22 protein-coding genes are annotated in these 25,829 nt (G+C 56.6%); 17 read left to right on the forward strand and 5 right to left on the reverse strand.

What is annotated here, in order from left to right; all coding sequences use genetic code 11:
* Positions 1-2: 2 nt before the first annotated feature.
* A complete protein-coding gene (locus METLA_RS0101715; protein WP_024296906.1) occupies positions 3-515 on the reverse strand; it encodes a peroxiredoxin in 513 nt (170 codons plus the stop codon).
* 289 nt (positions 516-804) lie between these two features.
* On the opposite strand from METLA_RS0101715, the gene METLA_RS0101720 reads away from it, so the two are divergent.
* From METLA_RS0101720 to METLA_RS0101730, 3 genes are read left to right on the forward strand one after another with little or no spacing between them, the layout of a single operon-like run.
* Positions 805-1,143, forward strand: a complete 339-nt coding sequence (locus METLA_RS0101720; RefSeq protein WP_024296907.1) for an STAS domain-containing protein — start codon at positions 805-807, stop codon at positions 1,141-1,143.
* A gap of 9 nt (positions 1,144-1,152) precedes the next feature.
* A complete protein-coding gene (locus METLA_RS0101725; RefSeq protein ID WP_024296908.1) occupies positions 1,153-1,578 on the forward strand; it encodes an ATP-binding protein in 426 nt (141 codons plus the stop codon).
* Complete coding sequence (locus METLA_RS0101730; RefSeq protein WP_084480038.1) at positions 1,575-4,976, forward strand: NAD-glutamate dehydrogenase domain-containing protein; 3,402 nt, start codon at positions 1,575-1,577, stop codon at positions 4,974-4,976. The genes METLA_RS0101725 and METLA_RS0101730 overlap by 4 nt, the downstream gene beginning before the upstream one ends.
* A 43-nt stretch (positions 4,977-5,019) precedes the next feature.
* Here METLA_RS0101730 and glnD read toward each other — a convergent pair whose 3' ends face one another.
* Positions 5,020-7,650 (reverse strand): [protein-PII] uridylyltransferase, encoded by a 2,631-nt coding sequence (gene glnD / locus METLA_RS0101735; protein WP_024296910.1) that lies wholly within the window; start codon positions 7,648-7,650, stop codon positions 5,020-5,022.
* Positions 7,651-7,655: 5 nt separating this feature from the next.
* On the reverse strand, positions 7,656-8,420 hold the full coding sequence (map, locus tag METLA_RS0101740; protein WP_024296911.1) for a type I methionyl aminopeptidase: 765 nt from the start codon (positions 8,418-8,420) through the stop codon (positions 7,656-7,658).
* 411 nt (positions 8,421-8,831) lie between these two features.
* Between map and rpsB the strand changes: the two genes are divergently transcribed.
* The 10 genes from rpsB (at position 8,832) to METLA_RS0101790 (ending at position 18,066) form a co-directional block, all read left to right on the forward strand.
* Complete coding sequence (gene rpsB / locus METLA_RS0101745; protein ID WP_024296912.1) at positions 8,832-9,575, forward strand: 30S ribosomal protein S2; 744 nt, start codon at positions 8,832-8,834, stop codon at positions 9,573-9,575.
* Positions 9,576-9,661: 86 nt separating this feature from the next.
* Positions 9,662-10,543 (forward strand): translation elongation factor Ts, encoded by an 882-nt coding sequence (gene tsf / locus METLA_RS0101750; protein WP_024296913.1) that lies wholly within the window; start codon positions 9,662-9,664, stop codon positions 10,541-10,543.
* Positions 10,544-10,598: 55 nt separating this feature from the next.
* Complete coding sequence (gene pyrH, locus METLA_RS0101755) at positions 10,599-11,324, forward strand: UMP kinase (protein WP_024296914.1); 726 nt, start codon at positions 10,599-10,601, stop codon at positions 11,322-11,324.
* On the forward strand, positions 11,324-11,881 hold the full coding sequence (gene frr, locus METLA_RS0101760) for a ribosome recycling factor (protein WP_024296915.1): 558 nt from the start codon (positions 11,324-11,326) through the stop codon (positions 11,879-11,881). Before pyrH ends, frr begins: the two co-directional genes overlap by 1 nt.
* A gap of 14 nt (positions 11,882-11,895) precedes the next feature.
* Positions 11,896-12,663 carry an undecaprenyl pyrophosphate synthase gene (locus tag METLA_RS0101765; protein WP_024296916.1) on the forward strand — a complete coding sequence of 256 codons (768 nt, stop codon included), beginning with the start codon at positions 11,896-11,898 and terminating at the stop codon, positions 12,661-12,663.
* Positions 12,664-12,683: 20 nt separating this feature from the next.
* Positions 12,684-13,553, forward strand: coding sequence for a phosphatidate cytidylyltransferase (locus tag METLA_RS0101770; protein WP_024296917.1), 870 nt, complete (start codon positions 12,684-12,686; stop codon positions 13,551-13,553).
* The gene (gene ispC / locus METLA_RS0101775; RefSeq protein WP_024296918.1) at positions 13,553-14,737 is read left to right on the forward strand and encodes a 1-deoxy-D-xylulose-5-phosphate reductoisomerase; all 1,185 of its coding nucleotides are present in this window, start codon (positions 13,553-13,555) and stop codon (positions 14,735-14,737) included. The genes METLA_RS0101770 and ispC overlap by 1 nt, the downstream gene beginning before the upstream one ends.
* Before the next feature lie 6 nt (positions 14,738-14,743).
* Positions 14,744-16,117, forward strand: coding sequence for an RIP metalloprotease RseP (gene rseP / locus METLA_RS0101780; RefSeq protein WP_024296919.1), 1,374 nt, complete (start codon positions 14,744-14,746; stop codon positions 16,115-16,117).
* 67 nt (positions 16,118-16,184) lie between these two features.
* On the forward strand, positions 16,185-16,928 hold the full coding sequence (locus tag METLA_RS0101785; RefSeq protein WP_024296920.1) for a DsbC family protein: 744 nt from the start codon (positions 16,185-16,187) through the stop codon (positions 16,926-16,928).
* Between the two features lie 181 nt (positions 16,929-17,109).
* On the forward strand, positions 17,110-18,066 hold the full coding sequence (locus tag METLA_RS0101790) for a quinoprotein relay system zinc metallohydrolase 2 (protein WP_084480040.1): 957 nt from the start codon (positions 17,110-17,112) through the stop codon (positions 18,064-18,066).
* A gap of 103 nt (positions 18,067-18,169) precedes the next feature.
* Here the strand turns inward: METLA_RS0101790 and METLA_RS0101795 are convergent, their stop codons facing one another.
* Together METLA_RS0101795 and METLA_RS0101800 are read right to left on the reverse strand one after the other, a co-directional pair.
* Positions 18,170-19,003, reverse strand: a complete 834-nt coding sequence (locus METLA_RS0101795) for a PHP domain-containing protein (protein ID WP_024296922.1) — start codon at positions 19,001-19,003, stop codon at positions 18,170-18,172.
* A 56-nt stretch (positions 19,004-19,059) separates the two neighbouring features.
* Entirely contained in the window at positions 19,060-20,871 is a 1,812-nt protein-coding gene (locus METLA_RS0101800) for an ABC transporter ATP-binding protein (RefSeq protein ID WP_029646322.1), read from the reverse strand.
* 108 nt (positions 20,872-20,979) lie between these two features.
* Here METLA_RS0101800 and METLA_RS0101805 point away from each other — a divergent pair, with 108 nt between their 5' ends.
* From METLA_RS0101805 to ttcA, 4 genes are all read left to right on the forward strand, one after another.
* Positions 20,980-22,887: a transglycosylase SLT domain-containing protein gene (locus METLA_RS0101805; protein WP_024296924.1), complete on the forward strand. Its 1,908-nt coding sequence runs from the start codon at positions 20,980-20,982 to the stop codon at positions 22,885-22,887.
* Between the two features lie 77 nt (positions 22,888-22,964).
* On the forward strand, positions 22,965-23,480 hold the full coding sequence (fabA, locus tag METLA_RS0101810; protein ID WP_024296925.1) for a 3-hydroxyacyl-[acyl-carrier-protein] dehydratase FabA: 516 nt from the start codon (positions 22,965-22,967) through the stop codon (positions 23,478-23,480).
* A gap of 11 nt (positions 23,481-23,491) precedes the next feature.
* Positions 23,492-24,712: a beta-ketoacyl-ACP synthase I gene (gene fabB / locus METLA_RS0101815; RefSeq protein ID WP_024296926.1), complete on the forward strand. Its 1,221-nt coding sequence runs from the start codon at positions 23,492-23,494 to the stop codon at positions 24,710-24,712.
* A gap of 172 nt (positions 24,713-24,884) precedes the next feature.
* Positions 24,885-25,781: a tRNA 2-thiocytidine(32) synthetase TtcA gene (ttcA, locus tag METLA_RS0101820; RefSeq protein ID WP_024296927.1), complete on the forward strand. Its 897-nt coding sequence runs from the start codon at positions 24,885-24,887 to the stop codon at positions 25,779-25,781.
* Positions 25,782-25,829 lie beyond the last annotated feature (48 nt).

A 25,829-nucleotide genomic window follows, 5' to 3' on the forward strand; every position in this document is an offset into this window, starting at 1 on the left:
GCTTATTCTGCCGGGGCTTCAGTCTCGCTTGCCGCTTCCGCTTCTTCAGGCTGCGGATTTTTCAGCTTGTCCAGCGTTGCCTGGGCATGGCCTTCGTGGTTGACCCCGTAGGCAACATCCTGCAGGATACCGTCCTTGTCGATGATGAAGGTCGAGCGCAGGATGTGCATGCTTTTGACGCCGTTTTTCTCGCGTTCGCGCCAGACCCCGTAATTCACGCACATTTCGCCCTTGGTGTCCGCGAGCAGTTCGACTTTCAGGTCGTACTTCTTGATGAAGTCGACATGGCATTGGCAAGTGTCCTTGCTGACGCCGATCACGACCGTATCGAGCTTGGCGAATTCGTCGGCGAGCGCGGTAAAGTCGTTGGCTTCGATCGTGCAGCCGGGGGTGTCGTCTTTCGGATAGAAATACAAGACGATGTTTTTGTCGCCGGCGAAATCGTACAGGCTGACCAGCTGATTATTCTGGTTCATCGCTCTGAACATCGGGGCGGGTTGGAGTTTTTCTAACATCGAACACCTCAAATAGCTTTATAGTTATTATGGTACACTCAGCGAAAGACCAGGCTTCGACGCTTGTGGCCGATGAGCAAGACAGCGTGTTTATTTGTCTGAGCGATTAGGAGCGGAACACCGTTTACAGACGATGTCCTTCGCATGATAATCAGCCGGGAAACGAAAGTCTAGCCATTGTCTCGATATGGCGGATCAAAGTTGTCCCAGCAACAGGAAACCGCAAGCCTGCCGGTGTGATCTGGCAGGGGTAGGATCTGATATGAACAACGATAAAATGGAAGCAGCGATGAATGCGAATCTGGAGAAAATCAACGGCTACAGTGTGTTGAATGTGCTTGAAGAGCGCATCGACGCGCACAATTCGGCCGGCTTGAAGGAAATGTTTCTGCGTCTGATCGAGCAGGGCGAAGTCAATATCGTCGTGCAGCTGGATAAGGTGCGCTTCATTGACAGTTCGGGTCTCGGTGCTCTGTTGTCCGGGCACAAGAATGTGATGGCGAAGTCGGGCCGGTTTATTTTGGCGGGCTGTAAGCAACAGGTGCTGTCGATGTTCGAATTAACGCGGCTGAACCGAATTTTTGAGATTTATGGTGATCTAACAGAAGCCATCGGAAGTGACAGTTGAAGGTTGACCATGTGCGATCCCATTATCCAGGTTGAAGTGATTATCCCGACGCAGACCAAGTATCTGAATCTGATCGGCAGTATCGGCGAGCAAATTGCGAAGGATCTGGAGGAATATGCCGGCGATCGCGAGGCCTTGGCGTATCACCTGAATCTGGTCTTGACCGAGGCGACCGCCAATGCGATCAAGCATGCCAATTACAATGATCCGAAGGATACGGTCCGCATCACGATTCATATCGACGATCAGGAATTGAATATCAAGGTTTACGATCACGGCCAGGGCTTCGACCTCGAAAAGGTCGACATCCCGGATTTCGAGCACCCGAAGGAAGGCGGCATGGGGATTTTTTTCATTCGCACGTTCATGGATTCTGTCACCTACAATCGGATCAACGACGGTAACGTGCTCGAAATCATCAAGCATCTGAAATGACTGGGGCGCTGATGAAGGGAAGCGGCGAAACCTGGCCTCATGCCTTGCTGAAGCTGGCCGAGCGCGCGCTGGGCAAGGACAAGGGGCGCGCGTTGTGCGCCAAATACCGGTCCTTGGCGACCCAGAACTATCAGGCGCTGGTCCCGCCGCGCTTTGCGCTGAAAGACCTGCTGCATCTGGAGCGCCTGCAGACGGCAGGATGTCCGTCGGCAGGATTGCTGAGTCCGAGCCAAAAAGTCGAGCATTACCGGCTGCATTTCTACAGCCGCGAGGAGCGATTTCTCGACGAATACATCCCGGTGCTTGAAAACCTGCATCTTCGGGCGATGGATCAGGTGCAATTCCTCGCCGATGTCGAAGGCTCGCCGTACTTTATCAAGAGCTTCACGATCAAGCCCGCACAAAATCCTTGCATGCCGATGGCGCGCCTCCGGCCGCGCCTGCTGGCGGCGATTCAGGCGATTTTGGAGCGGCGCGTCGAAAACGACGCGCTGAACAAGCTGATCATCCTGACCGGCATGGACTGGCAGGAAATCGATGTGCTGCGCGCCTACCGGAATTACTATCTGCAATTGGCCCATCGCACGACCCGCGCGAGCATCCACCGTGCGCTGCTCTGCAATCCCGGCGTGGCATTGTCGCTGTTTCATTATTTCGATGCGCGTTTTAGGCCCTATCAGGACGGCGAGGATGCCGAGTCCCGGGAAGAGCAGGCGCTGCTGCCGATGCATCTGGAATTGTTGCAAAGCCTGGAGAAGGTCGCCGATCTGAATGACGACCGGATTTTGCGCAACCTGTTCAATCTGATCGACGCGACGATGCGCTGCAATTTTCATTTGCGCCGGCAATCGCCCGATTATTCGATCGCGTTTAAAATCGACAGCCTCGGCGTGATCGAGATGACGCCGCCGAAGCCGCAATACGAGATTTATGTGCATGCGGCGACGATGCAGGGCATTCATCTGCGCGCGGGCAAGGTATCGCGGGGCGGCATCCGCTGGTCCGACCGGCCGGACGATTTTCGCGGCGAAATTCTCGGCCTGATGCAGACCCAGATCAGCAAAAACGCGCTGATCGTGCCGACCGGCGCTAAGGGAGGCTTCGTATTGACCAGCATCGGCCTGCGGAGCGATCTGAAGGAGGCCGGCAAACAGGCCTATCTGACGCTGATCAGGGGCCTGCTCGACCTAACCGATAATTATGACGAGGCGCAGGCCGTGTCGCATCCGCCGCATCTGGTCGTGTACGACGATCCCGACCCCTATCTGGTCGTCGCGGCCGACAAGGGCACCGCGCAGTTTTCTGACATCGCGAATGCGGTTTCAAAAGACTATCGCTTCTGGCTCGGCGATGCGTTTGCGAGCGGCGGCTCGCGCGGCTATAACCACAAGGCGCTCGGCATTACCGCGCGCGGCGCCTGGGAATGCGTGAAACGGCATTTTCGCGAAGTCGGCAAAGACATCCAGAACGAGGCGTTTAGCGTGGTCGGGGTCGGCAGCATGGACGGCGACGTGTTCGGCAACGGCATGCTGCTGTCGCCTGTTATCCGTTTGCGCGCGGCATTCAGCGGTCAGCATATCTTCCTCGATCCGAATCCGCCGGAGGGCGAGGCGGCGCTGCGGGAACGCAAGCGCCTGTTCGAGCTGCCGGGTTCCAGTTGGAACGATTACGACCGCGCGCTGCTCTCCCAAGGCGGCGGCGTGTATCCGCGTTCCGCGAAAGACATCACCTTGTCGCCCGAGGTCAAAAAATGGCTCGGCGTGCATTACCGCTCGCTCGACGGCGAATCGCTGATACGGTATCTGCTGACCGCCGAGACCGACCTGCTATGGCTCGGCGGCATCGGCACCTATGTGAAGGCCGGCAGCGAAAAACATGAAGAGGTCGCCGATCGCGCGAACGACAATGTGCGCGTCGATGCAGCCCTGCTGCGCGCGAAGGTGGTCGGCGAGGGCGCGAACCTGGGCTTTACCCAACTCGCGCGCATCGAATACGGCCTGAAGGGCGGCCGCATCAATACCGATGCGGTCGACAATTCGGCCGGCGTCGATACCTCCGATCATGAAGTCAACCTGAAAATCTTTCTGACGCTGCTGACCAAGAAGAACCGGCTGGTCGGCAGCCAAACCTTGTTTGCCGAGATGACCGAGCAGGTCAGTCGTTTGGTGCTGGCGGACAATTATGCGCAGAGCCAATGCCTGTCGCTGGAACAATTGCGCGCGGCCGAAAGCGCGACGCTGTTTTTCCAGGTTGCCGAACGTCTGGAGGCTGCGGGCTTTTTCGAAGGCGCCAGCGAGTTGTTCCCCGGCGAGAAAGACGTGCAGAACCGTGCGTCCAAGGCGATTACTCGCCCTGAGTTTGCGGTGCTGATGTCGGCCGCCAAAATGTTTCTGACCGAACAGATTCAGGAGAACTCGGATCTGCTCGGCGATCCATGCTGCGATACCTATCTCAGCGCTTATTTTCCCGATCCGATCGTGAAGGGGTATCAGGACGCGCTGTCCCTGCACCCGTTAGCCGAGCAGATCAAGGCGACCTTCATCAGCAACAAGATCATCAATCAGGCGGGCTGCCGTTTTTTGAGCACGCCTGTTGACGGCGAGAAAAACGATCTGTCGGCGCGGATCCACTGGTATCTCGGCTTTGAACGCCTCCTGGACGCGGATGATCTGCGGCGGCATATCGAGAGTCTGGATAATCAAGTCCCGGCGGCGCTGCAATATCAGTGCTTGCTCGACATCGAAAGCCTTCTCGACCGCTTCTGCGGCTGGATGTTGCGCCGTCAGCACCGGGTTCGGCCCGACGCCGCGACCATGGAATTTTATCGGCGGGGCTTGCAGGACGCTTGGCGCTATTTCGGCGAACAGGTTGGCTTGGATGATGAGCCGATCAAGGCGCGCCTGGCGTACTATCAAGGCCAGGGCTTGGCAAGTGAACTCGCCCTCAGGATGGCTTTCATCACCGGTCTGGATGATTTTTTATGGCTGGTGGATCTGGCGGCAAAGGCGCAGCAGGATGTTGCGGCTGTTTCGCGGCTTTATCGGGAAATCACCGCGTTGCTGAGGCTGGATGCGGTCTTTGCGCGGCTAAATTTGTTGCCGAGCCAGGATGTGTGGCAGGACAGGGTCTGCGGGGCCTTGCGGGAAAAATTGATGACGCTGGCCGGCGATTTATTGCTCGAGATCGTGGCCAGTGCCGCGCCTTCGTGCGCCGCCTATTTCGCGGCGTCTAAAGCGCATGGCGAGATGATCCGTTATTTCGATCTTGTCGAGGAGGTCAACCATCTCGCACCGACTCATTTGTATCCCTATCTGGTGCTTTGCGACCAGATGGAAAAGTGGGTACGGGGCTTTCCGTGCCCTCAAACGGCTTTGATGCAGGGCGTCAAGGCCGTTTAAATTCAGGGAGCGGTTAGTCTGTCATATCCGTCTTGACCGGCTGTTATCTTTCCAGGGCGCTGATGATTTCTTCCCGGAGTTTTTCCAGGGCGCCGGGATCGGTAATCGGCCGCAGGGTGCTGTCGGTGATGTAGAATATATCCTCCGCGCGGCTGCCGATCGTGGTGATCTTGGCGTTATGCAGATTGATCTGTTGCTTGAGGAAGGCGCGGCCGATTTTCGAAAGCAGTCCGGCTCTGTCGGTGGTGATCAATTCGATGATTGTGCAATGGCACAACGGATCGGCATGAAACTGGATGCTGGTCGGGATCGGAAAGTGTTTCGCTTGCCGGGACTGGCGATGAATGTTTTTGCGCTCCTGGACCGTCTTATGCAATAGATTGTTGCGCAGCGAGGAGCAAATGTGCACTTCCCGGATCAAATCCCGGATCGGCTGGCCGTTTTGTTCGAGCACCTGAAAACTGTTCAAGGCATAATTGTCCGTGGTCGTCATGATTCGGGCGTCGAGCACGGTCAGGCCCAATTGGTCCAGCGTCGCGGTGCTGATCGAAAAGATGTTGCCTTCATTTTTCGTATAGACGAAAACTTCCGCGCTGCCGTGCTGGGTTTGCGGGCGCAGCAAGACCAGCGGCAACTCGGCTTCGCTGGAAGAGGCAATCGCGATCGTATGCCAAACGATTTCATCGGCCGAATAGCGCAGGAAATAATCGTCGTTCGCATGCCGCCAGGAGGCGTCGATGTCCTGTTCGGACAAACCGAGCTGAATCAGTTCCTCGCGCGCTTCTTTCTTGGTTTCGAGAATGCGGTCGGTCTGGCCGACAGGGTTCGGCAAGCCCCGGCGCAGCATCTGATGGGTCGCGGCATAGAGCTCCTTCAGCAGCGAATCCTTCCACGAATTCCACAGTTCGGGATTGGTCGCCCGAATGTCGGCGACGGTCAACAGGTAGAGATGATTCAAGTATTCGACGCTGCCGACCTGCTGGGCAAACTCATGGATCACTTCCGGGTCGCTGATGTCCTTGCGCTGCGCGGTCATCGACATGATCAGGTGATGGCGTACCAGCCAGCCGATCAGCTTGGTGCCGTGCGCGGAAAAACCGTGTTGCTGGCAGAATTCCTTGGCGATGTCTTCGCCTATCGTCGAGTGGTCGCCGTTTCTGCCTTTGGCAATGTCGTGAAACAGCCCGGCAAAATAAAGCAGTTCGGGTTTGCCGATCAACAGAAAGATCTGGCTGCAGAACGGCAGTTCGTCCTTGTGTTTTTCGAGCGAAAAGCGGCGCAGGTTGCGGATAACGAACAGCGTATGCTCGTCGACCGTGTAGATATGAAACAGGTCGTACTGCATGCGGGCGACGATGTTCGCGAAGGCGGGCAGGTAGGCGGCCAGGATGCCGTAGCGGTTCATCCTCCTGAGCTGGTGGGTCAGGCCTCTAGGCTGCTGGAAGATTTCGACAAACAGCCGGTTCGCGGTCTTGTCCTGGCGAAAAGCATCGTCGATCAGGTGCAGGCTTTTACGGATCAGGCGGATCGTGGTTGCGCGCACCCCTCTGAGTTCGGGATTTTGCTCCAGGATCAGAATCAGTTCGAGCAGGGCGACCGGACGGTTGGCGAAAATCTGCTCGTCGACCGCTTCCAGATAGCCGTTGATCGCAACGAATTGCGCGTTCTCGGGAATAGGCTTGATGTCGGTATGGCCGTTGATGAAGCGTTCGTGAAACAACTGCAGCAGCATTTCATTCAAGCGTTCGAGACCCTGCACGGTTTTGAAATAGAACTGCATGAACAGCTCGACATCCTGATTGTAATGCTGATCGGCGCAGCTAAAGCCGAATTGCGTGGCCAGTTCGCGTTGATAGTCGAAAATCAACCGGTCTTCGCAGCGATGGGTCAGTAAATGCAGGGCGTAGCGGATGCGCCAGAGCACCTCGACCGCATCGACCAGTTCGTTATATTCGGAAACCGGCAGAAACCCGTATTTGATCAGCTCCTTCAGGGTCGAGGAATTGTAATGGCGCTTGAATACCCAGGCGATGACCTGACGGTCGCGCAGTCCGCCGGGGCCTTCCTTGATGTTCGGCTCCAGGTTGTAGGCGGTGTCATGGAATTTGGCGTAGCGCTGGCGCTGCTCTTCCATCTTGGCGGCGAAAAACTGGTCCGAAGGCCAAATCTTGTCGGGCGAAATGTCTCCCCTGAGCGTTTCATACAGGTCCTGATTGCCGCAAATCAGCCGCATTTCCATCAAGCTGGTGATGATGGTCTGATCGTCCATCGCCAGGCGCACGCATTCCTTGATCGTGCGCACGCTGTGGCCGGGTTTCAGGCCAATGTCCCAGAGAAAGGTGAAAAACTGCACCAGCGCGTCCTGATGCGGAGCGTCGCCTTCCGAATCGAGCAGGACCATGATGTCGATATCGGAATACGGAAACAACTCACGCCGGCCGTAACCGCCGGCCGCGACCAGGCTCAGGCGGGGCGCATGGTCGCCGAGAAACAGGCGCCAGCAGCGGCACAGGATCGTGTCGATGAAATCGGATTTGGCGTGCAGCAGCGGCAGCACCGACTGATGCGGATCGAATTGCAGGCGTAGTTCGCAGTCCTTTTCTTTGAGCAGCTGCTTAAAGAACGGCAGGCTGTCGGAACCCGTGAGGGGCAGGGTAGCGGTGGAGTCGTTCAAGGGTTTTACCTTTCTTCCTGGCGTAACGTCAGTATTTCGTAGCCGTCGGCGGTGACCAGTATGGTGTGCTCCCATTGCGCGGACAGGCTGCGGTCCTTGGTCACGACGGTCCAGCCGTCCGACAAGACCTTGATATGGCGTTTGCCGATATTGATCATTGGTTCGATCGTGAAGATCATGCCCGGCCGGAGCACTTCGCCGGCGCCGGCTTTGCCGTAATGCAGCACTTGGGGGTCTTCATGAAAGACTTTGCCTATGCCGTGTCCGCAAAATTCCCTGACCACCGAGTAGCGGTTGCCTTCCGCGTGTTTCTGGATCGCCTCGCCGATGTCGCCCAGCGTCGCGCCGGGTTTGACCTGCTGAATGCCCAGATACATCGATTCTTGCGTCACTTTGATCAAGCGCTGGGCGTGCGGGCTGACCTCGCCGACACAAAACATCTTGCTGGTGTCGCCGTGATAGTCATCCTTGATCACGGTGATGTCGATATTGATGATGTCGCCGGATTTCAGTTTTTTTTCGCAGGGAATGCCGTGACAGACCTGCTGGTTGATCGAGGTGCAGATCGATTTCGGAAAACCGTGGTAATTCAGCGGCGCCGGAATCGCATTTTGCACGTTCACGATGTAATCGTGGCAGATAGTATCCAATTCATTGGTCGTAATGCCCGGCACGACATGCGGTTCGATCATTTCCAGCACTTCGGCGGCCAGACGGCCGGCGACGCGCATTTTTTCGATTTCGGATTCGGTTTTGATGGTAATGCTCATAGCTTGGGCAAAGACTCAATGCAATTTAAGAAGTTCAATAAAATAATAGTTCAGGGTTTACGGCGCCAGAAAAACGCTGAGTTTTGCCGTAAAAAGCGCGTCAATATATCATATATCCACTTTGGACGAACTTTGGCGCGGATTATCTCGGTAAAATGGCGGACAATTTGCCCGCATTTTGCGGCGCTTGCGCCAAAGCATGGCGGCAAAAGACCGGGAATTGGATTTGTCGATTTCGTCAAAATATGGTATAAAGTTAGGTTCAGTTTTTCTGAAATAAATACTCACCCTTACCGTCACACTTGCCAGGGTGCCTGCTTTTTCATATTGCGGCGGGTTGGCAAGCGGGGTAAGGGGAGGCGTAACCCACCGGAACTTGGTTCCGAAACTTTATACTGAGGAGAAAAATTAATGGCGGCAGTTTCAATGCGTCAAATGTTGGAAGCGGGTGTTCACTTCGGACACCAAACCCGTTACTGGAACCCGAAAATGGCTTCGTACCTGTTCGGCGCCCGTAACAAGATCCATATCATCGATCTGGAAAAAACGCTGCCTTTGTTCAACGACGCGATGAATTATCTGGGTCAAATGTCCGCAAACAAGGGCAGTGTCCTGTTTGTCGGCACCAAAAAAGCGGCGCGCAAAGTGGTTGCGGAAGAAGCGATCCGTTGCGGCATGCCTTATGTCAACCATCGTTGGCTGGGCGGCATGTTGACCAATTTCAAGACCATCAAAAAGTCGATCAATCGCCTGAAGGAACTGGAAGCGATGAAGGCCGACGGCACCCTGTATCAGCGTTTCGGCAAGAAAGAAGCCCTGATGATGGAACGCGAACTCGAAAAGCTCGAGCGCAGCCTGGGCGGCATCAAAGACATGAGAGGCATTCCGGACGTGATTTTCGTGCTGGATGTCGGTTACGAGAAAAATGCGATCAGCGAAGCCCGCAAACTGGGCATTCCGGTGGTCGGTATCGTCGATTCGAACAACTCGCCGGAAGCCATCGATTATGTGATTCCGGGCAATGACGACTCGATCCGCGCGGTCAAGTTGTATTGCGAAAGCGCTTCCGCCGCGATTCAGGAAGCGAGAGCCGCGACCCAAGGATTGTCGGCTAAGGCGGATGACTTCGTTGAAGAGACTCCAGCAGCCGAATAAGCCCAAACAGGCTGTTCGATGAGACCGGAAAACGCCTCCTTTTGGGGGCGTTTTCATAGTGATGATAAGATTAGGAAACATAAAGAATGAGTATTACTGCAGGTATGGTTAAGGAACTGCGTGAAAGAACCGGTTCCGGCATGATGGAATGTAAAAAGGCCCTGCAAGAGGCAAACGGCGACATGGAGTTGGCCATCGAAAACATGCGCAAGGCAGGCCTTGCGAAAGCCGATAAGAAATCCGGCCGTATCGCGGCGGAAGGCAGTATCGGCGTCAAGATCAGCGACGATGAAAAAACCGCCGCGATCGTCGACATCAACTGCGAAACCGATTTCGTCGCCAAATCGCCCGACTTCGTCAAATTCGTGAACGATGTGGCGACTGCGCTGCTGAGCGCCGATGCCGCGACCGACGAACAATTGCTCGATGTGAAATTGAGCGACGGCGTGACCGTTGAAGAAACCCGCCGCGCGCTGATCGCGAAACTGGGCGAAAACATCACAGTCAGACGTTTCCAAAAATTCCACACTGCCGAAGGCGGCACCGCCTGCTATCTGCACGGCAGCAAGATCGGCGTCATCGTCGAGCTGACCCAAGCGGACAAGGAATTGGGCAAGGACGTGGCGATGCATATCGCGGCGAGCAAGCCGATCTGTGTTTCCGACGCCGAGATTTCTGCTGAAACGATCGAAAAGGAAAAGGAAATCTTCAAGGCGCAGGCTGCCGAAAGCGGCAAACCGGCCGACATCATCGAAAAAATGGTGGCCGGACGCATCAGCAAATTCTTCGCGGAAGTGACCTTGCTGGGTCAGCCGTTCATCAAGGACGACAAAGTCTCGGTCGGCAAGCTGGTGTCTTCAAAGGGCAACGGCGTCGTGCGTTTTGCCCGTCTGGAAGTCGGTGAAGGCATCGAAAAGAAAGAAGAAAACTTTGCCGAAGAAGTGATGGCGCAGGTGCGGGCCAGCTAAACTGGGCTGACGGCAGACCTTGTAACAAGCTATTAATAAACCATCCGACAAACTTATGAAAACACCGATTTGCCAGAGAATTTTATTAAAGCTGAGCGGCGAGGCGCTGATGAGCGAAGCGGGCGGCAGCATCGACTCCGACATCCTGAGCCGTCTGGCCGCCGAAATCCGGGAATTATCCGATTTCGGCGTCCAGGTCGGTCTGGTGATCGGCGGCGGCAATATCCTGCGCGGCGCCGAAAAGGCGTCCGAGGGACTGGATCGGGTCACCAGCGACCAAATGGGCATGCTGGCGACCGTGATCAATGCGCTGGCGATGCAGGACGCGCTCGAGCATCAGGGCTTGCAGGCCCGGGTGATGTCCGCGCTGAAAATCAATCAGGTTTGCGAGGATTATATTCGCCGCCGCGCTGTCCGCCATCTGGAAAAAGGCCGCATCGTGATCTTTGCGGCCGGCACCGGCAATCCGTTTTTTACGACCGATTCGGCGGCCAGTCTGCGTGCGATCGAAATCAACGCCGAACTGATGATCAAGGCGACCAAGGTCAAGGGCGTGTATTCTGCCGACCCCGCAAAAGTCAAGGACGCGGTCTTCTATCCGCGTCTGACTTATGACGAGGCGCTGGATCAACGCTTGAATGTGATGGACACCACTGCACTCGTGCTGTGCCGGGACAATGACATTCCGATGCGGGTGATGAACATCTTTGAACAAGGCGCGGTGATGCGGCTGATGAAGGGCGAAGAAATCGGTTCGCTGATTGAACGAGGAGCAAAATAATGATTAGTGACATTCAACAGGACGCAGCGGCCCGCATGGGCAAAAGCATCGAAGCCCTGAAACACGAATTTGCGAAGATCCGGACCGGGCGCGCGCATCCGAGCCTGCTCGACCAGATCAGCGTGTCTTATTACGGCACCGATTCGGCGCTGTCCCAGGTCGCGAATATCGCGGTCGAGGACGCGCGGACGCTGACGATTACGCCATGGGAAAAAACCATGGTGCAGGCGATCGAGAAGGCGATCATGAAGTCGGATCTCGGCCTGAACCCGTCCACCACCGGCATGACGATCCGGATTCCTCTGCCGGCGTTGACCGAACAGCGCCGCCGTGATCTGGTCAAGGTGGTCAAACACGAGGCCGAAAACGGCCGCGTGGCGATTCGCAACATCCGCCGCGACGCGAACAATGCGATCAAGGAAGCCTTGAAGGAAAAACTGATTTCCGAGGACGACGCGCGCAATGCGGAAGATAAAATCCAAAAAATCACCGACCAATATGTCAAGGAAGTCGAAAAGTTGTTGGAAGCCAAAGAAGCCGATTTGTTGTCGATTTGATGCGGATGCCAGCCATGTCGTCAGGCAACGCAAGCTTTAACTCCACCGACAACGGCGTGCCTCGCCATATTGCGATTATCATGGACGGCAACGGCCGCTGGGCGCAAAAGCGTTTCATGCCGCGCGCGGTCGGTCACCGGGCCGGCGTGAAGGCGGTCCGCAAAATCGTCGAGCATTGCACCCAGGAAGGGGTCGAGGTGCTGACACTGTTCGCGTTCAGCAGCGAAAACTGGCGGCGTCCGTCCGAGGAAGTCTCGCTGCTGATGGAATTGTTTCTGGTGACTTTGCGGGCCGAAATCGATCGCTTGCATCAAAACAATATCCGTTTGCGCTTTATCGGCGACCGGAGCCGCTTCCCCGAGGCCTTGCAAGAGCAAATGGCTGCAGGTGAAGCGCAAACCCAAGGCAATACCGCATTGACCGTTGTGATAGCGGTCAACTACGGCGGCCGCTGGGATTTATGCCAGGCGTTTCGCGCGGTCAATCAAAAAATAGCGGCCGGCGAATTGCAGGCGCAGGACATCGATGAAAATCTGATCAATCGCCATTTATCGACCGCGGATTTGCCGGAACCGGATTTATTCATCAGAACCGGCGGTGAACAGCGGGTCAGTAATTTTTTACTCTGGCAACTCGCCTACACCGAATTGTATTTCACCGATACCCTCTGGCCTGATTTCGACCAGAAAGCGCTCGACGGGGCGATCTTGAGTTTCAAAAGCCGGCAAAGGCGCTTTGGTCATACCGGCGAACAGGTGCTCGGCAAAACGCTTACCCTCTAACTTTAACGATAATTATAACAATGTTGCTCAAGCGAATTATCACTGCATCGATTCTGGCCGCCCTGATTGCCACGGCGGTATTCACACTGCCTTCCGAATATTTTTCCCTGCTGCTCGCCGTCCTGACCTTGGCCGCAGCCTGGGAATGGCTGTATCTGATCGATGTGCAATCGATCGCCAAAAGAGTGTTGTTTCTGCTGGCGCTGGTCGTGCCGATGGTCGGGCTGCAGCTCTGGACACAGTTCCTGGAACTGTTGGCGCAATGGACCAACTGGCCGGAAATCCGGCTGTATTCGGGTATCCTCGAATGGCTGGTGATCCCGCCGATTCTGTTCTGGATCGTGGCGATGATTTGCATCAGAAACCTGCCGCACTCGGTGCTGAACCTGCAACTGCGTTTGCGTTATAAGGTATTGATCGGCTGGTTCATCCTGCTCGCCTGCTGGATGTTCCTGAGCCGGCTGCGCACTTTCTACGAGCCGCCGATGACGATGTATTTCCTGATCCTGATCTGGGCGGCCGACATCAGCGCTTATTTCGTCGGCAAGAAGTACGGTAAAACCAAATTGGCGCCGGACATCAGCCCAGGCAAAACGGTCGAGGGCTTCTACGGCGCCTTGGGGGCCGCAGTGGTCTGCGCGATCGTGCTGAGCCTGATTTACGGTTTCAATTATGTTTTCGCGGCCGATTTCGCCTTGTTGTCGGTATTGACCGTGTTGATTTCAGTTTACGGCGACCTGTTTTTCAGCGTCGTCAAACGCCAGCGCGGCGTCAAGGACAGCGGCGCGATCCTTCCTGGCCATGGCGGCATTCTGGACCGGGTTGACAGCATTATCGCGGCGATTCCGTTGTTTTATGCAGGCATTTACTTGATTTCCGGGCTGGTCTGATGAAAGGCATCTGCATACTCGGGGCGACCGGCTCGATCGGCGTCAGCACACTCGATGTGGTCGCAAGACATCCTGATCTTTACAAGGTCGTCGCGCTGACCGCGAACAACAATGTCGACTTGTTGCTCGAACAATGCCTGCGCCATCGGCCGGAACTGGTCGTGGTCGCCGACGAAGCGAAAGCCGCAGCATTCAAGGAAAAAATCGCCGGCACCGCGGTCGCTGAAGTGAAGGTGCTGGCCGGGGCCGAGGCCTTGTCGGAAGCCGCCACACTGGACTCTGTCGATTCGGTGATGGCCGCGATCGTCGGTGCGGCAGGATTACTGCCGACATTGGCGGCGGCGAAGGCCGGCAAGACGGTGTTGCTGGCGAACAAGGAAGCCCTGGTGATGTCGGGCGACATCTTCATGCAGGCGATCGCCGAGTCGGGCGCGCAGCTTTTGCCAATCGACAGCGAACACAACGCGATCTTTCAATGCATGCCGGCGGCTTATGAAACCGGCGTCAGCGCGAAGACGGCCCGGCGCATTCTGTTGACCGCGTCGGGCGGCCCGTTCCGGCAGACGCCGGTCGCCGATCTGGTGACTGTGACTCCGGAACAGGCGGTCGCGCATCCGAATTGGGACATGGGCAAGAAAATCTCGGTCGATTCGGCGACGATGATGAACAAAGGCCTCGAAATGATCGAAGCCTGCCTGTTGTTCAACATGCAGCCGGAACAGATCCAGGTCGTGATTCATCCGCAAAGCGTGATTCATTCGATGGTCGATTATATCGACGGCACCGTACTCGCGCAGATGGGCAACCCGGACATGCGCGTTCCGATCGCGCATGCACTGGCCTGGCCGGAGCGCTTCGAGTCCGGCGTGGAGCCTTTGAATATCTTCACGGTCCGCCAGATGGATTTCGAAGAGCCGAACCTGGAACGCTTTCCTTGCTTGCGCCTGGCCTACCAGGCGATCGAGACCGGCGGCACGATGCCGGCGGTATTGAATGCGGCCAACGAAATCGCGGTCGATGCCTTCCTGAATCGCCGGGTGCGCTTTACCGACATTCCGGTGATCATCGAACGCTGCATGGAGGCGGTCGAAGTCAGGGCGGCCGACTCGCTCGAAATTATTTTGGATCAGGATAAATTAGCTAGAATCGTGTCTAATCGAATTATCGATCAATTGACCGGCTAATTTTTCATGAGCACTCTGTTCTATTTCATCCTCACGATCGGCATTCTGGTTTCGTTCCACGAGTTCGGGCACTTCTGGGTCGCGCGCAAGGCCGGCGTCAAGGTGTTGCGCTTTTCGGTCGGCTTCGGCAAGGTCTTATGGTCTTACCAGAAAACGCCGGAGGCGACCGAATATGTGCTCTCGGCGATACCGCTGGGCGGTTATGTGAAGATGGTCGATGAGCGCGAGGGTGAAGTCAAAAGCCAGGATCTGCCTTATGCCTTTAACCGGCAAGGACTGGCGGCACGGTCCGCGATCGTCGCGGCGGGGCCGATTTTTAATCTGATTCTGGCCGTATTGTTATTCTGGGTGGCCTTGGTCGTCGGCGAAGAAGGCGTCAAGCCGATTCTGGGCAAGATCGAAGCGGGCACGATCGCCGCGGAATCGGGTCTGCTCGAAGGCGACGAATTTATTTCGGTCAATAATAAGCCGACGCCGACCTGGACCGAGACATTGAATGTCTTGATCGGCGCGGCGCTCGACGGCGACCAGGAAATCAAGCTGATCGTCAAAGACAGGGAGGGCAGGGAAGATGTCCGGTGGGTCAAATTGGACCATGCCGATGTCTCCGATCCCGAGAAGCTGTATAAGCGTCTCGGATTCACTCCCTGGGTGCCGAAATTGCCGCCGGTTATCGACAAGGTGTTGCCGGACGGGGCGGCCTTGGTGGCCGGTCTGAAGCCTCGGGACTTGCTGATCAGCGCGGACGGCGCGCCGATCGGCGACTGGCAGCAATGGGTCGAGTATGTCAGAAGCCATCCAGGCCAACGGATAGCAATCGAAGTCGAGCGTGACGGTGCGCGCCAGGCCTTGTCGATCACGCCGAAAGTCGTAGAGATTCCGTCGGCCCGCGCAGGCGAAGCGCCGAAGGCCGAGGGCAAAATCGGCGCCTCGGTGTTCATTCCCGAAGACATCAGAAACTCGCTGACGGCCAACTATTCGCTGGGCCCGCTCGAAGCGGTGCCCGCGGCCTTCATCAAGACCTACGACTATTCGTTTTCGACGCTGAAAATGATGGGCAAGATGGTGCTCGGCCAGGCCTCGGTCAAAAACTTGAGCGGCCCGATCAGCATCGCGCAATATGCGGGCGAATCCGCTAACATCGGCTTCGTACATTTCCTGAAGTTCATCGCGCTGGTCAGCGTGAGTCTTGGCGTGTTGAATTTGTTGCCGATACCGGTGCTGGACGGCGGCCATTTGCTGTTTTTCGGCATCGAAGCCGTTAAAGGCAAACCGCTTTCCGAGAGAAGCCAGCTATTCTTTCAGCAGATCGGCATTGCGATCCTGGTCACGCTGATGGCATTGGGCATGATCATGGATATTCAACGTCTGTTCCAATAGCCGATCTTTTGATGGCATCCTTTCCAAGTTCCGCAAGAATTTATTCACAACTTAAAACGAGCAGATCATGAAGAAAATTATTTCTGTTGTTGCTTTTGCTGTATCGGCATTGTCCGTGGGCACGCTGCGTGCGGATGAGAACGACGTCAAGAAAGCGCTGGCAAAGGCCGATCCGTCGATCAAGATCGATTCGATCAAACCCTCCGAAATCAAAGGTCTGCTCGAGGTCGAAGTCGGGGCGAATATTATCTACGTTTCCGAAGACGGCAAATATCTGCTGCAGGGGCATCTGGTCGACCTGGCTTCACGCACCGATTTGACCGAAGAAAAAATGGTTGCGGTGATGAAGAAAATGAGCGGCGTGCGCAAGGCGGCGATTGAAAAGCTCGGCGAAGACAACATGATCATCTTCAAGCCGAAAATTGCAAGATACACGGTTTCGGTGTTTACCGACATCGACTGCGGCTATTGCCGCAAGCTGCATTCCGAAATCGATCAGTATCTTGCTCAAGGCATCACGGTACGCTACATGTTCTTTCCCCGCGCCGGCAAGGGCTCGGACTCTTATAAAAAAGCCATTTCGGTCTGGTGTGCCGACGACCGTAATGCCGCTCTGACCAATGCCAAAAAAGGCCTGCCGTTAAAAGAAAAGACCTGCAAGAATCCGGTCGACCAACACATGCAATTGGTTCAGGAGTTCGGACTGAACGGTACGCCCGCCATCATCACCGCAAAAGGCGATTTGTTGCCCGGCTATGTTCCGGCCAAACAATTGGTTGAAGAGCTGAAAAAGGAAGCGGCCGAAAAATAAGCTCTCCCGAGCTTTCGGTCCCGGAATCCAGCTGTTTTTACCCAGCCTTGGGACAGGACAGGCAATGGCGAGAGGCGAATCGATTCGCTTCTCGCGGCTTACGTTTCCTCTATATAATCTGCAATCGAGCGGGGCTTTTCGTCCCTCTATTCATCTCCTCAATCATCCTCAAGGCAAGCCCATGTCGAGTCGCGATCGAGCGAATAAAATCCCGTTTCGAGCCTTGCTGCTGGTGTGCTCGGCGCTGCTGTTATTTGCGATGCGGCCCGCGGCAGCCGCCAACGTGCTGTCGGTGACCCAGGTCGCACCGGGCATCTACGTGCATCAGGGGCCGCATGAAATCCCGGACACTCACAACCATGGCGCGATCGCGAATATCGGCTTCATCGTCGGCGAACGCTGTGTCGCGGTGATCGATACCGGCGGCAATCCGGATCAGGGCCGGGCGCTATACCTTGCGATCCAGCATACGACAGACAAGCCGATCTGTTATGTGATCAACACCCATGTGCATCCCGACCATATCTACGGCAACAGCGTGTTCAAGGCGGACGGCGTCAAGTTTGTCGGCCATCATAATCTGGCCCGGGCGATGGCCGCGCGCGGCCGGTTTTATCTGGCCAAGGCCAAGGAATTGTTGGGGATAGATTTAACCGCGGGCGACATCATTCCGCCCGATATTGCGGTCGAAAAGCAACTCGACATCGATCTCGGCGGACGCATCCTGAAACTGACCGCGCATCGGCCCGCGCATACCGACAACGATTTGTCGATCTATGATCCGTTGACCGATACCCTCTGGTTGGCCGATCTCTTGTTCCTCGAACACCTGCCGGTCATCGACGGCAGTTTGAAAGGCTGGCTCGCGGAGATCGAGCAACTGGAACGTCATCCTTACAAAACGGTGATTCCGGGGCACGGCCCCATAGTCACCGACTGGCCGCAAAGCCTGCAAGCCGAAAAGCGTTATTTGCAGGCGCTGCTGACCGACATCAGGGCCTTGATCAAAAGCGGAGGTTTCTTGGAGCAGGCGCTCGAATCGATCGGCTATCAGGCAAAATCCGAATGGAAGCTCTTCGACGATTTTCACCGCAAAAATGTTTCGACCGCGTTTGCGGAACTGGAATGGGAAGATTGAACGCGCCGATCCGAGAGGATCGGCGTTTTTGACCGCATAAATTCCGGCAGAACCCGCGCGTCGCCGCCGGCAATGGAGCGCTCAAACACAGCGACGGCCGGGCCTAGTGCAGCAACTCCCAAACCGGTTGGATGCCCGCCGGCAAGGGCGCGAGCCGGCCGAGTTCGACATATTGATTGGCCGGGTTGTGAAAGTCCGAGCCTGCCGAGCCTGCGAGGCCGAAACGCTTCGCATAATCGGCCATATTCTTGATTTCTTCGGCGTTATAGCGTCCGGTCACGATCTCGACGGCCTGGCCGCCGGTTTCCTTGAAGGCCGTCAGCAGGCGTCTGAGCCAGCTGGCGGTCAACTGGTAGCGCAAGGGATGCGCGAGCACCGCGACGCCGCCGGATTGGATGATCCAGTCGACCGCGACGCTCATCTCCGCCCAGGGCGTGGCGACGTAGGCCGCTTTGCCTTTCGCGAGGTAACGGTCGAAGGCTTCCTGCTGGCTCAGCACATGGCCTTGCGAGAGCAGGAAGTCGGCGAAATGCGTGCGTGTGATCATGCTGTCGCCGGCCATTCGCCTGACCGCTTCGAGGGCGCCGGGAATGCGTTTCTTTTCGAGTTTCAGGGCGATCTGTTCGGCGCGCTCAAGGCGCGTGTTGCGCAGCCTATGCGTCGCTTCGGCGAGCGGTGCATAGGCGGGGTCGATGCCGAGCCCGACGATATGCAGGCATTTGTTTTGCCAGCTGGTGGACAGTTCGATGCCTGAAATCAAGCGGATGCCGGCGGCTTCGGCGGCGCGTTGGGCTTCGTCGAGTCCCGCGGTGGTGTCGTGATCGGTCAGCGCGAGCGCGGTCACGCCTTGCAGATGGGCGCGTTCGACCAGTGCGGCCGGAGCAAGCGCGCCGTCGGAGGCGGTGGAATGGCAATGCAGGTCGTAAATTTCTGACATGGTATCGTTATTATTTTGTGTAATCCGGCAAGCTTTTTTATTGCCTTGACCTGCGCTTATTGATATTCGCCGTACAGCTTCGCATACAGCCCTTTCTGCGCGATCAGCGTTTCATGCCGCCCCTGTTCGCAGATTTTGCCTTCTTCGAATACATAGACATGATCGGCCTGCTTGACCGCGCTGAGCCGGTGCGCGATGATGATCGTGGTCCGGCCTTTCAGGAACTCGGCCAGCGCCTGATGCAGTTTGTGTTCGGTTTCGCTGTCGAGCGCGGAGGTCGCCTCGTCCAGAATCACGACCTTCGGTTTTGCGACGATCATCCTGGCGATCGCAAGGCGCTGCCGTTGTCCTCCCGACAAACGCATGCCGTGGCGGCCGACGATCGTGTCGAGTCCTGTCGGCAAGTCCTTCACGATGTCGTCGAGTTGCGCGGTCGTCAGCGCCCGCCATAATTCCTCGTCGGTCGCGTCGCGTCCCAAAGTCAGGTTCGCGCGTATCGTGTCGTTGAATAAAATCGGCTGCTGCAGAACGGTGACTACGTTCTCTCTGACGACTTCGAGGCCTATCCGTTCCATCGGCGTCTCATCGAAATAAATCGTGCCGCTCTGGGCCGGATACAGGCCGATCAGGGTCTGGATCAGGGTCGATTTGCCGCCGCCGCTGGCGCCGACCAGCGCGACCTTGTCGCCGGCGTTGATCGTCAGGTTGATACCGTTCAGCACGGTTTGGTCGCCGTAGCTGAAATGCAGATCATCGATCCGGATAGCGACCGTTTTTTTATCCCGAAACGGATTTTCAAGATGAGGATAATGCGGTTCCTGTTTCAGCGCCTTCAGCCTATTGATCCGGGCCAGGGCCGCCTTCGCCGCGTAAAAGGCGTACTGGATGTTCAGGATTTCCTGCACCGGCGCCATCATGAACCAGAGATAGCCGAATACCGCGAGCATCTGGCCTATCGTCAGGTCCGCATAAAACACCATCAGCATCGCCAGCGCCCGGAACACGTCGAAACCGAACAGAAAAATCAGGAAACTGAGCCGGTTCGCCGCATCGCTTTTCCAGGCATAGGCGGCCGAGTAATCCTTCACATACAGCGCGGATTCGACCAGTTGTTTGCAATAATGTTTTTCGCGGTTGCTGGCGCGGATCTGATGGATTGCCTCGAGCGTCTCGGTCAACGCTTCCTGGAAGATGCCGTAGGCGGTGTTTTCCTTGGCTTTAAGATCCTTGACCTTGCTGCCGACCACGCGCGTAAAATAGATCACGATCGGGTTCAGCAGCAGGATGAACAGGCCCAGTTGCCAGTTCATCCAGAGCAGGATCACCGCGGTGCCGAAGATGGTCAGGCTGGCGACCAACAGCTTGCTGATCGTGTTGCCGATGAAATTGTCGATGGTGTCGAGATCGGTGACCAGATGCGTCACGATCGAGCCGGTGCCGAGGCTTTCGTATTCGGCCATCGAAATCGTCTGCAGATGATCGATCAGGTTCTGGCGGATGCGGAAGATGATGTCTTTGGCGATGCAGGAAAACTTGCGCGCCTGGATGATGTTGAAAATGATCCCGATGATCCGGAGCAGCAGGCTCGCGACCAGCACGGCCCCGATATAGAAGATCGGCACCTGCCAGGCGGACGGCACCAGCGGGTTCAGCGTCTGGATGATCAGGCCGGGCTTATGCAGCAGAATTTCATCGACCAGGAGCGGCATGAACAGCGGCACCGGCACGCTGGAGATCATCGCCAATATCGCGATGATATGCGAATAAATCAGCGCTTTTTTATGTTGCCGGGCGATTTGAAAGATATAATTCCAGCTAAAAGGCGCCGCCTGGGATGGGGAGGGCTTGGAGTGCACGTTTTCATTCATAGTCTTCATTTTCCGCATCATTATAGCGGAGCCTCGGGCTCCGGCATAGTTTGTCCGCGCACGGCTTAACTGACCGGCGCTGCCGTTTCCATCCACTTCTCAAACCGAATGAAGTCTTTGCAATTTCTTTTCCTGGCGCTATGCCTGATATTACCGGCCGATGCCGGTTGGGCGCGCGAATGGCTGCGCGAGCGCCGCGATTTCGTGCTGGCCGAACAAGCCGTCGAGCAGGGCAATGCCGCCGTGTTTCAGGCGCTTGCCGGCACCTTGACCGCGTATCCGCTGTATCCCTATCTGCAATACCAGTGGCTTAAGAAAGACCTGACGCAGACCGATAGCATTCGCGCCTTTCTGTCGACCTATAAGGACTCGCGCTATGCGTCGCTGTTGCGTGGAAGATGGCTCAAGGCGATGGCCGAGCAAAATCAGTGGCTGGACTATGTCGACCAGTATCGGGCCGGCGGCGATGTGGCGCTCGAATGCCTGTATCACCGGGCGGCATATCAAATCGGTTTTCGGGGGCTGGCGTTGACGCAGGCGAAACGGCTCTGGATGAGCGGCGGTTCGCAGCCGGGCGAATGCGAGCCCTTGTTCACCGCGTTGGCGGACGCCGCGCTCATCACCCGCGAGATGATCTGGCAGCGTTTCGAGCTGGCGTTGGAGGGGAACAATCGGCAACTGGCCGAGTATCTTGCGCGCAAGTTGACCGGTTTGGACCGCGAGGCGGCGGAGGCATGGCTCAAAGTGGATCAAAATCCCGAGCTGATCCGGGAAGAGAAAACGCGTTTGCCGGAGGGGCGGTTTGCCGCCCGAATCTTTGCGCACGGCATTGACCGTATGGCCAAGTCGGCCCCGGATAGCGCGGCGCGGCTTTGGGATGCCGAAAAAAACGGGCTGCAGTTCAAAGAGCCCGGCAAGCAGATGATCGAGCGCCGGCTGGCGCTGGCCTTGGCGTTTCAAAGAAAGGCGGGCGCCTATGACCGGCTGACCGGGCTGACTGCCCATGACGGCGAGGTTAGGGAATGGCGGGTCAGATCGGCTTTGTTCGAACAAAACTGGCAGCACATTGCGGCGGCTTTGTCGGGACTGACGCTCGACGAGCTGAAAGAAGCGCGCTGGCAATATTGGCAGGCGCGCGTGCAGGCGTCCGCCGGCAATCACGAGGCCGCGCGTGCGCTTTACTCAGAAGCTGCCCTGGACCGGAGCTTTTACGGCTTCCTGGCCGCCGACGCGCTCTCGCAGCCTTACCGTCTGGCGGATAATCCGGTGCCGCTTCATTTTAATGAACTCGGCGATTTGGCGTCCGAAGCCGATTTTCAGGCTGTGAGCGAACTCAGGGCTTTAAACCGCAACATGGAAGCCCAACGGCAATGGTGGTTTACGGTCGGCAAATTGAGCCGGGAGAAGCGAGCGCAGGCCGCCAAACTCGCCGAATCCTGGGAGTGGGCGCCCGTCGCGATCCAGACCCTGGTCAAGGCCGATTATTGGGACGATCTGGCGCTGCGCTTTCCGCTGCATTACCAGGAACAGGTGCAAAGCAATGCGTTACGGCATGCTCTCGATCCTGCGGTGATCTTCGGCGTGATGCGGCAGGAAAGCATGCTCGACAGCCGGGCCGAATCGCCCGTCGGCGCGAAGGGGCTGATGCAGGTGATGCCGAAAACCGGCAGGCAGCTTGCCAAGGAGATACAGCAGGAACTGGCGGCGGACTATAGCCTGTTCGATCCGGATCTGAATATTCGCCTGGGCGCTTACTACGTCAGAAAGCTGCTGCAACGCTTCGACGGCAATATGGCTTTAGCGGTCGCGGCCTATAACGCGGGTCCCGCCAGAGTCGTAAAATGGTTGCCGCTTGCCGGGAACATGCCCGCCGATATCTGGGTCGAAACGATTCCTTTTAAGGAAACCCGAAAATATGTCGCTTCGGTTTTATCCTATGCGATCATTTATCAACACCGGCTCAATAAAAACGGCTTGAAGTTGAAGGACCTGATGCCGCCGGTTCCTTCCGGGTAAAAATGAGCTGATTTTTTTCAGTGCCTGTAAGATAATATGCGTCTAACTCAATAAAATTTTGCCAAGGTAAACACAGGATGGAGAAAAAGCATAGCTTAACGCGCGAGGAATTGTTGATGTCCGGGAGGGGCGAGCTGTACGGACCGAATAATGCACAATTGCCGTTACCGCCTATGCTGATGATGGATCGCATTACTCTGATCACCGATGAGGGCGGTTTGTACGGCAAGGGCGAAATCATCGCCGAACTCGATATCAAGCCCGATCTTTGGTTTTTCGACTGTCATTTTCAGGGCGACCCGGTGATGCCGGGCTGTCTGGGCCTCGATGCGATGTGGCAGTTGGTCGGTTTTTTTCTTTGCTGGATGGGCGGTCCCGGTAAAGGGCGCGCGCTCGGCGTCGGCGAGGTCAAGTTTACCGGACAGGTATTGCCTACCGCAAAAAAAGTGATATATCGGATCAACATGAAACGCTTGATCATGCGTAAGCTGGTGATGGGCATTGCAGACGCGACGATGGAAGTGGATGGCAAGGTGATATACGAAGCAACCGATCTGCGGGTCGGCTTGTTTACTTCTACTGCAGATTTTTAAGGTTTATGGTAATGAAAAGAGTTGTGGTAACCGGTTTGGGCATCGTTTCGAGTATCGGCAATAATCGGGATGAAGTCGTCGAATCGTTAAAACTCGGACGCTCCGGCATTAGCTTTGCGGATATTTATCAGGAGCTCGGTTTTCGCAGCCATATCCATGGCGCGATCAAGATCGATCTGGAAGCGCATATCGACCGTAAAATCAAACGCTTCATGGGCGACGGCGCGGCGTTCAACTATATCGCGATGCAGCAGGCGATCGACGATTCCGGCCTGGCCGAAAGCGATGTTTCGAATGAGAGAACCGGCCTGGTGATGGGCTCGGGCGGACCTTCGACGTCCAACCTGGTCGAGGCGGCGGACATTCTGCGTGAAAAAGGCGTCAAAAAAGTCGGCCCGTATATGGTGCCGCGCACGATGTCGAGCACCAATACCGCCTGTCTTGCGACCCCGTTCAAGATCAAGGGCGTCAACTATTCGATCAGTTCCGCCTGCGCGACCAGCGCGCACTGCATCGGCCACGCGATGGAGCTGATCCAGATGGGCAAACAGGACATCGTCTTCGCCGGCGGCGGCGAGGAAGTGCACTGGACCATGTCGGTGCTGTTCGATGCGATGGGCGCGCTGTCGTCCAAATATAACGACACCCCGGAAACCGCATCGCGTCCTTATGACGAGACCCGCGACGGTTTCGTGATTTCGGGCGGCGGCGGCGTGTTGGTGATCGAGGAACTCGAACACGCGAAGGCGCGCGGCGCGAAGATTTATGCCGAATTGACCGGCTACGGCGCGACCTCCGACGGTTACGACATGGTGCAGCCGTCCGGCGAGGGCGCGGTGCGCTGCATGCGTCAGGCGTTGGCGACCGTGAAGAACAAGGTTGATTACATCAACGCGCACGGCACCAGTACGCCGGTCGGCGACACCCGCGAACTCGAAGCCTTGCGCGCGGTCTTCGGCGACGGCAACGTGCCAAAAGTCAGTTCGACCAAGTCCCTGACCGGCCATGCCTTGGGCGCGGCTGGCGTGAACGAGGCGATCTATTCGTTGTTGATGATGGAAGAAAACTTCCTCAGCGCGTCGGCGAACATCACCCATCTCGATCCGGGCGCGGAAGGCATTCCGATCGTGCGCGAGCGCGAGGACAACGTGACTTTGAACACGATCATGTCGAACAGCTTCGGTTTCGGCGGCACCAACGCCACCCTGGTATTCGAACGCTACACCGGTTAAACCATTTTCGCGAGGGACCGCAAGGCTTCTCCGGCCGGACGGGGCATATTGCCCCGTCCGCATAGTTTCGTACCTTTCAATGTGAAAACGTTAGGGACAAGGTTGCAAAACCCATCTACGTACGGGCCGTAAGGCCCTTTTTCTTTAGCCTGTTTTTTATTTTTGCCGCGCAATGTCGGATACCCACTCGAAAACCCGCACCCAATTCAACAAACTGCAAAAACGCCTGCGCCACAATGTCGGCGACGCGATCGCCGATTACAACATGATCGAGGACGGCGACAAGGTGATGGTCTGCCTGTCCGGCGGCAAGGATTCGTTCACGCTGCTCGACATTCTGTTGAATCTGCAAAAGACCGCGCCGGTCGAGTTCGAGATCATCGCGGTGAACCTGGACCAGAAGCAGCCCGGTTTTCCGGAGCATGTGCTGCCGGAATACCTCGAATCGATCGGCGTGCCTTACCATATCATCGAACGCGACACCTATAGCGTGGTCAAGCGGGTGATCCCGGAAGGCGCCACCACCTGCGGGCTGTGCTCGCGGCTCAGGCGCGGCATTCTGTACGGTTTTGCCGAAGAGCACGGGGTGACCAAGATCGCGCTCGGCCATCACCGCGACGACATCCTGGAAACGTTCTTCCTGAACATTTTCTACGGCGGCAAACTGAAAGCGATGCCGCCGAAGCTTTTGAGCGACGACAAGCGCAACATCGTGATCCGCCCGCTCGCCTATTGCCGCGAGAAGGACATCGAGCGTTTCTCCGCCTTCAAGAATTTTCCGATCATTCCATGCAACCTCTGCGGCTCGCAGGAAAATCTGCAACGCAAGGCGATGAAACAGATGCTAACGGGTTGGGACAAGCAGTTCCCTGGCCGTCTCGAAACGATCTTCACCAGCCTGCAAAATATCGCGCCTTCGCAGTTGGCCGATGCCGCTTTGTTCGATTTCGCCGGCTTGCAGCGCGGCGGGGCGACCGAAGAAGCGCCGATGCCGCTCGAACAGCCGGTCATTTTCGACCGCAATTTCGCCAAGGCCCGGACAGCTGCGATCCTCGGCACGGCCGAATAAAATTCCTTTCAAGCCGCCGCGGGAGAGTCCTCCGGCAGCGCAATTGTC

Origin of the sequence: Methylomicrobium lacus LW14, from assembly GCF_000527095.1 — a bacterium.
Taxonomy (GTDB): domain Bacteria; phylum Pseudomonadota; class Gammaproteobacteria; order Methylococcales; family Methylomonadaceae; genus Methylomicrobium; species Methylomicrobium lacus.

Excerpts from the sequence above, each read along its gene's own strand:
- METLA_RS0101795 (WP_024296922.1), bottom strand. The coding sequence starts at position 19,003 with ATGTCAGAAATTTACGACCTGCATTGCCATTCCACCGCCTCCGACGGC.
- METLA_RS0101805 (WP_024296924.1), top strand. The coding sequence starts at position 20,980 with ATGAAGTCTTTGCAATTTCTTTTCCTGGCGCTATGCCTGATATTACCG.
- tsf (WP_024296913.1), top strand. The coding sequence starts at position 9,662 with ATGAGTATTACTGCAGGTATGGTTAAGGAACTGCGTGAAAGAACCGGT.
- METLA_RS0101720 (WP_024296907.1), top strand. The coding sequence starts at position 805 with ATGAATGCGAATCTGGAGAAAATCAACGGCTACAGTGTGTTGAATGTG.
- METLA_RS0101725 (WP_024296908.1), top strand. The coding sequence starts at position 1,153 with ATGTGCGATCCCATTATCCAGGTTGAAGTGATTATCCCGACGCAGACC.
- pyrH (WP_024296914.1), top strand. The coding sequence starts at position 10,599 with ATGAAAACACCGATTTGCCAGAGAATTTTATTAAAGCTGAGCGGCGAG.
- ttcA (WP_024296927.1), top strand. The coding sequence starts at position 24,885 with ATGTCGGATACCCACTCGAAAACCCGCACCCAATTCAACAAACTGCAA.
- METLA_RS0101730 (WP_084480038.1), top strand. The coding sequence starts at position 1,575 with ATGACTGGGGCGCTGATGAAGGGAAGCGGCGAAACCTGGCCTCATGCC.
- METLA_RS0101765 (WP_024296916.1), top strand. The coding sequence starts at position 11,896 with ATGTCGTCAGGCAACGCAAGCTTTAACTCCACCGACAACGGCGTGCCT.
- rseP (WP_024296919.1), top strand. The coding sequence starts at position 14,744 with ATGAGCACTCTGTTCTATTTCATCCTCACGATCGGCATTCTGGTTTCG.
- fabB (WP_024296926.1), top strand. The coding sequence starts at position 23,492 with ATGAAAAGAGTTGTGGTAACCGGTTTGGGCATCGTTTCGAGTATCGGC.
- METLA_RS0101790 (WP_084480040.1), top strand. The coding sequence starts at position 17,110 with ATGTCGAGTCGCGATCGAGCGAATAAAATCCCGTTTCGAGCCTTGCTG.
- map (WP_024296911.1), bottom strand. The coding sequence starts at position 8,420 with ATGAGCATTACCATCAAAACCGAATCCGAAATCGAAAAAATGCGCGTC.
- METLA_RS0101770 (WP_024296917.1), top strand. The coding sequence starts at position 12,684 with ATGTTGCTCAAGCGAATTATCACTGCATCGATTCTGGCCGCCCTGATT.
- METLA_RS0101715 (WP_024296906.1), bottom strand. The coding sequence starts at position 515 with ATGTTAGAAAAACTCCAACCCGCCCCGATGTTCAGAGCGATGAACCAG.
- rpsB (WP_024296912.1), top strand. The coding sequence starts at position 8,832 with ATGGCGGCAGTTTCAATGCGTCAAATGTTGGAAGCGGGTGTTCACTTC.
- METLA_RS0101785 (WP_024296920.1), top strand. The coding sequence starts at position 16,185 with ATGAAGAAAATTATTTCTGTTGTTGCTTTTGCTGTATCGGCATTGTCC.
- METLA_RS0101800 (WP_029646322.1), bottom strand. The coding sequence starts at position 20,871 with ATGAATGAAAACGTGCACTCCAAGCCCTCCCCATCCCAGGCGGCGCCT.
- fabA (WP_024296925.1), top strand. The coding sequence starts at position 22,965 with ATGGAGAAAAAGCATAGCTTAACGCGCGAGGAATTGTTGATGTCCGGG.
- frr (WP_024296915.1), top strand. The coding sequence starts at position 11,324 with ATGATTAGTGACATTCAACAGGACGCAGCGGCCCGCATGGGCAAAAGC.
- ispC (WP_024296918.1), top strand. The coding sequence starts at position 13,553 with ATGAAAGGCATCTGCATACTCGGGGCGACCGGCTCGATCGGCGTCAGC.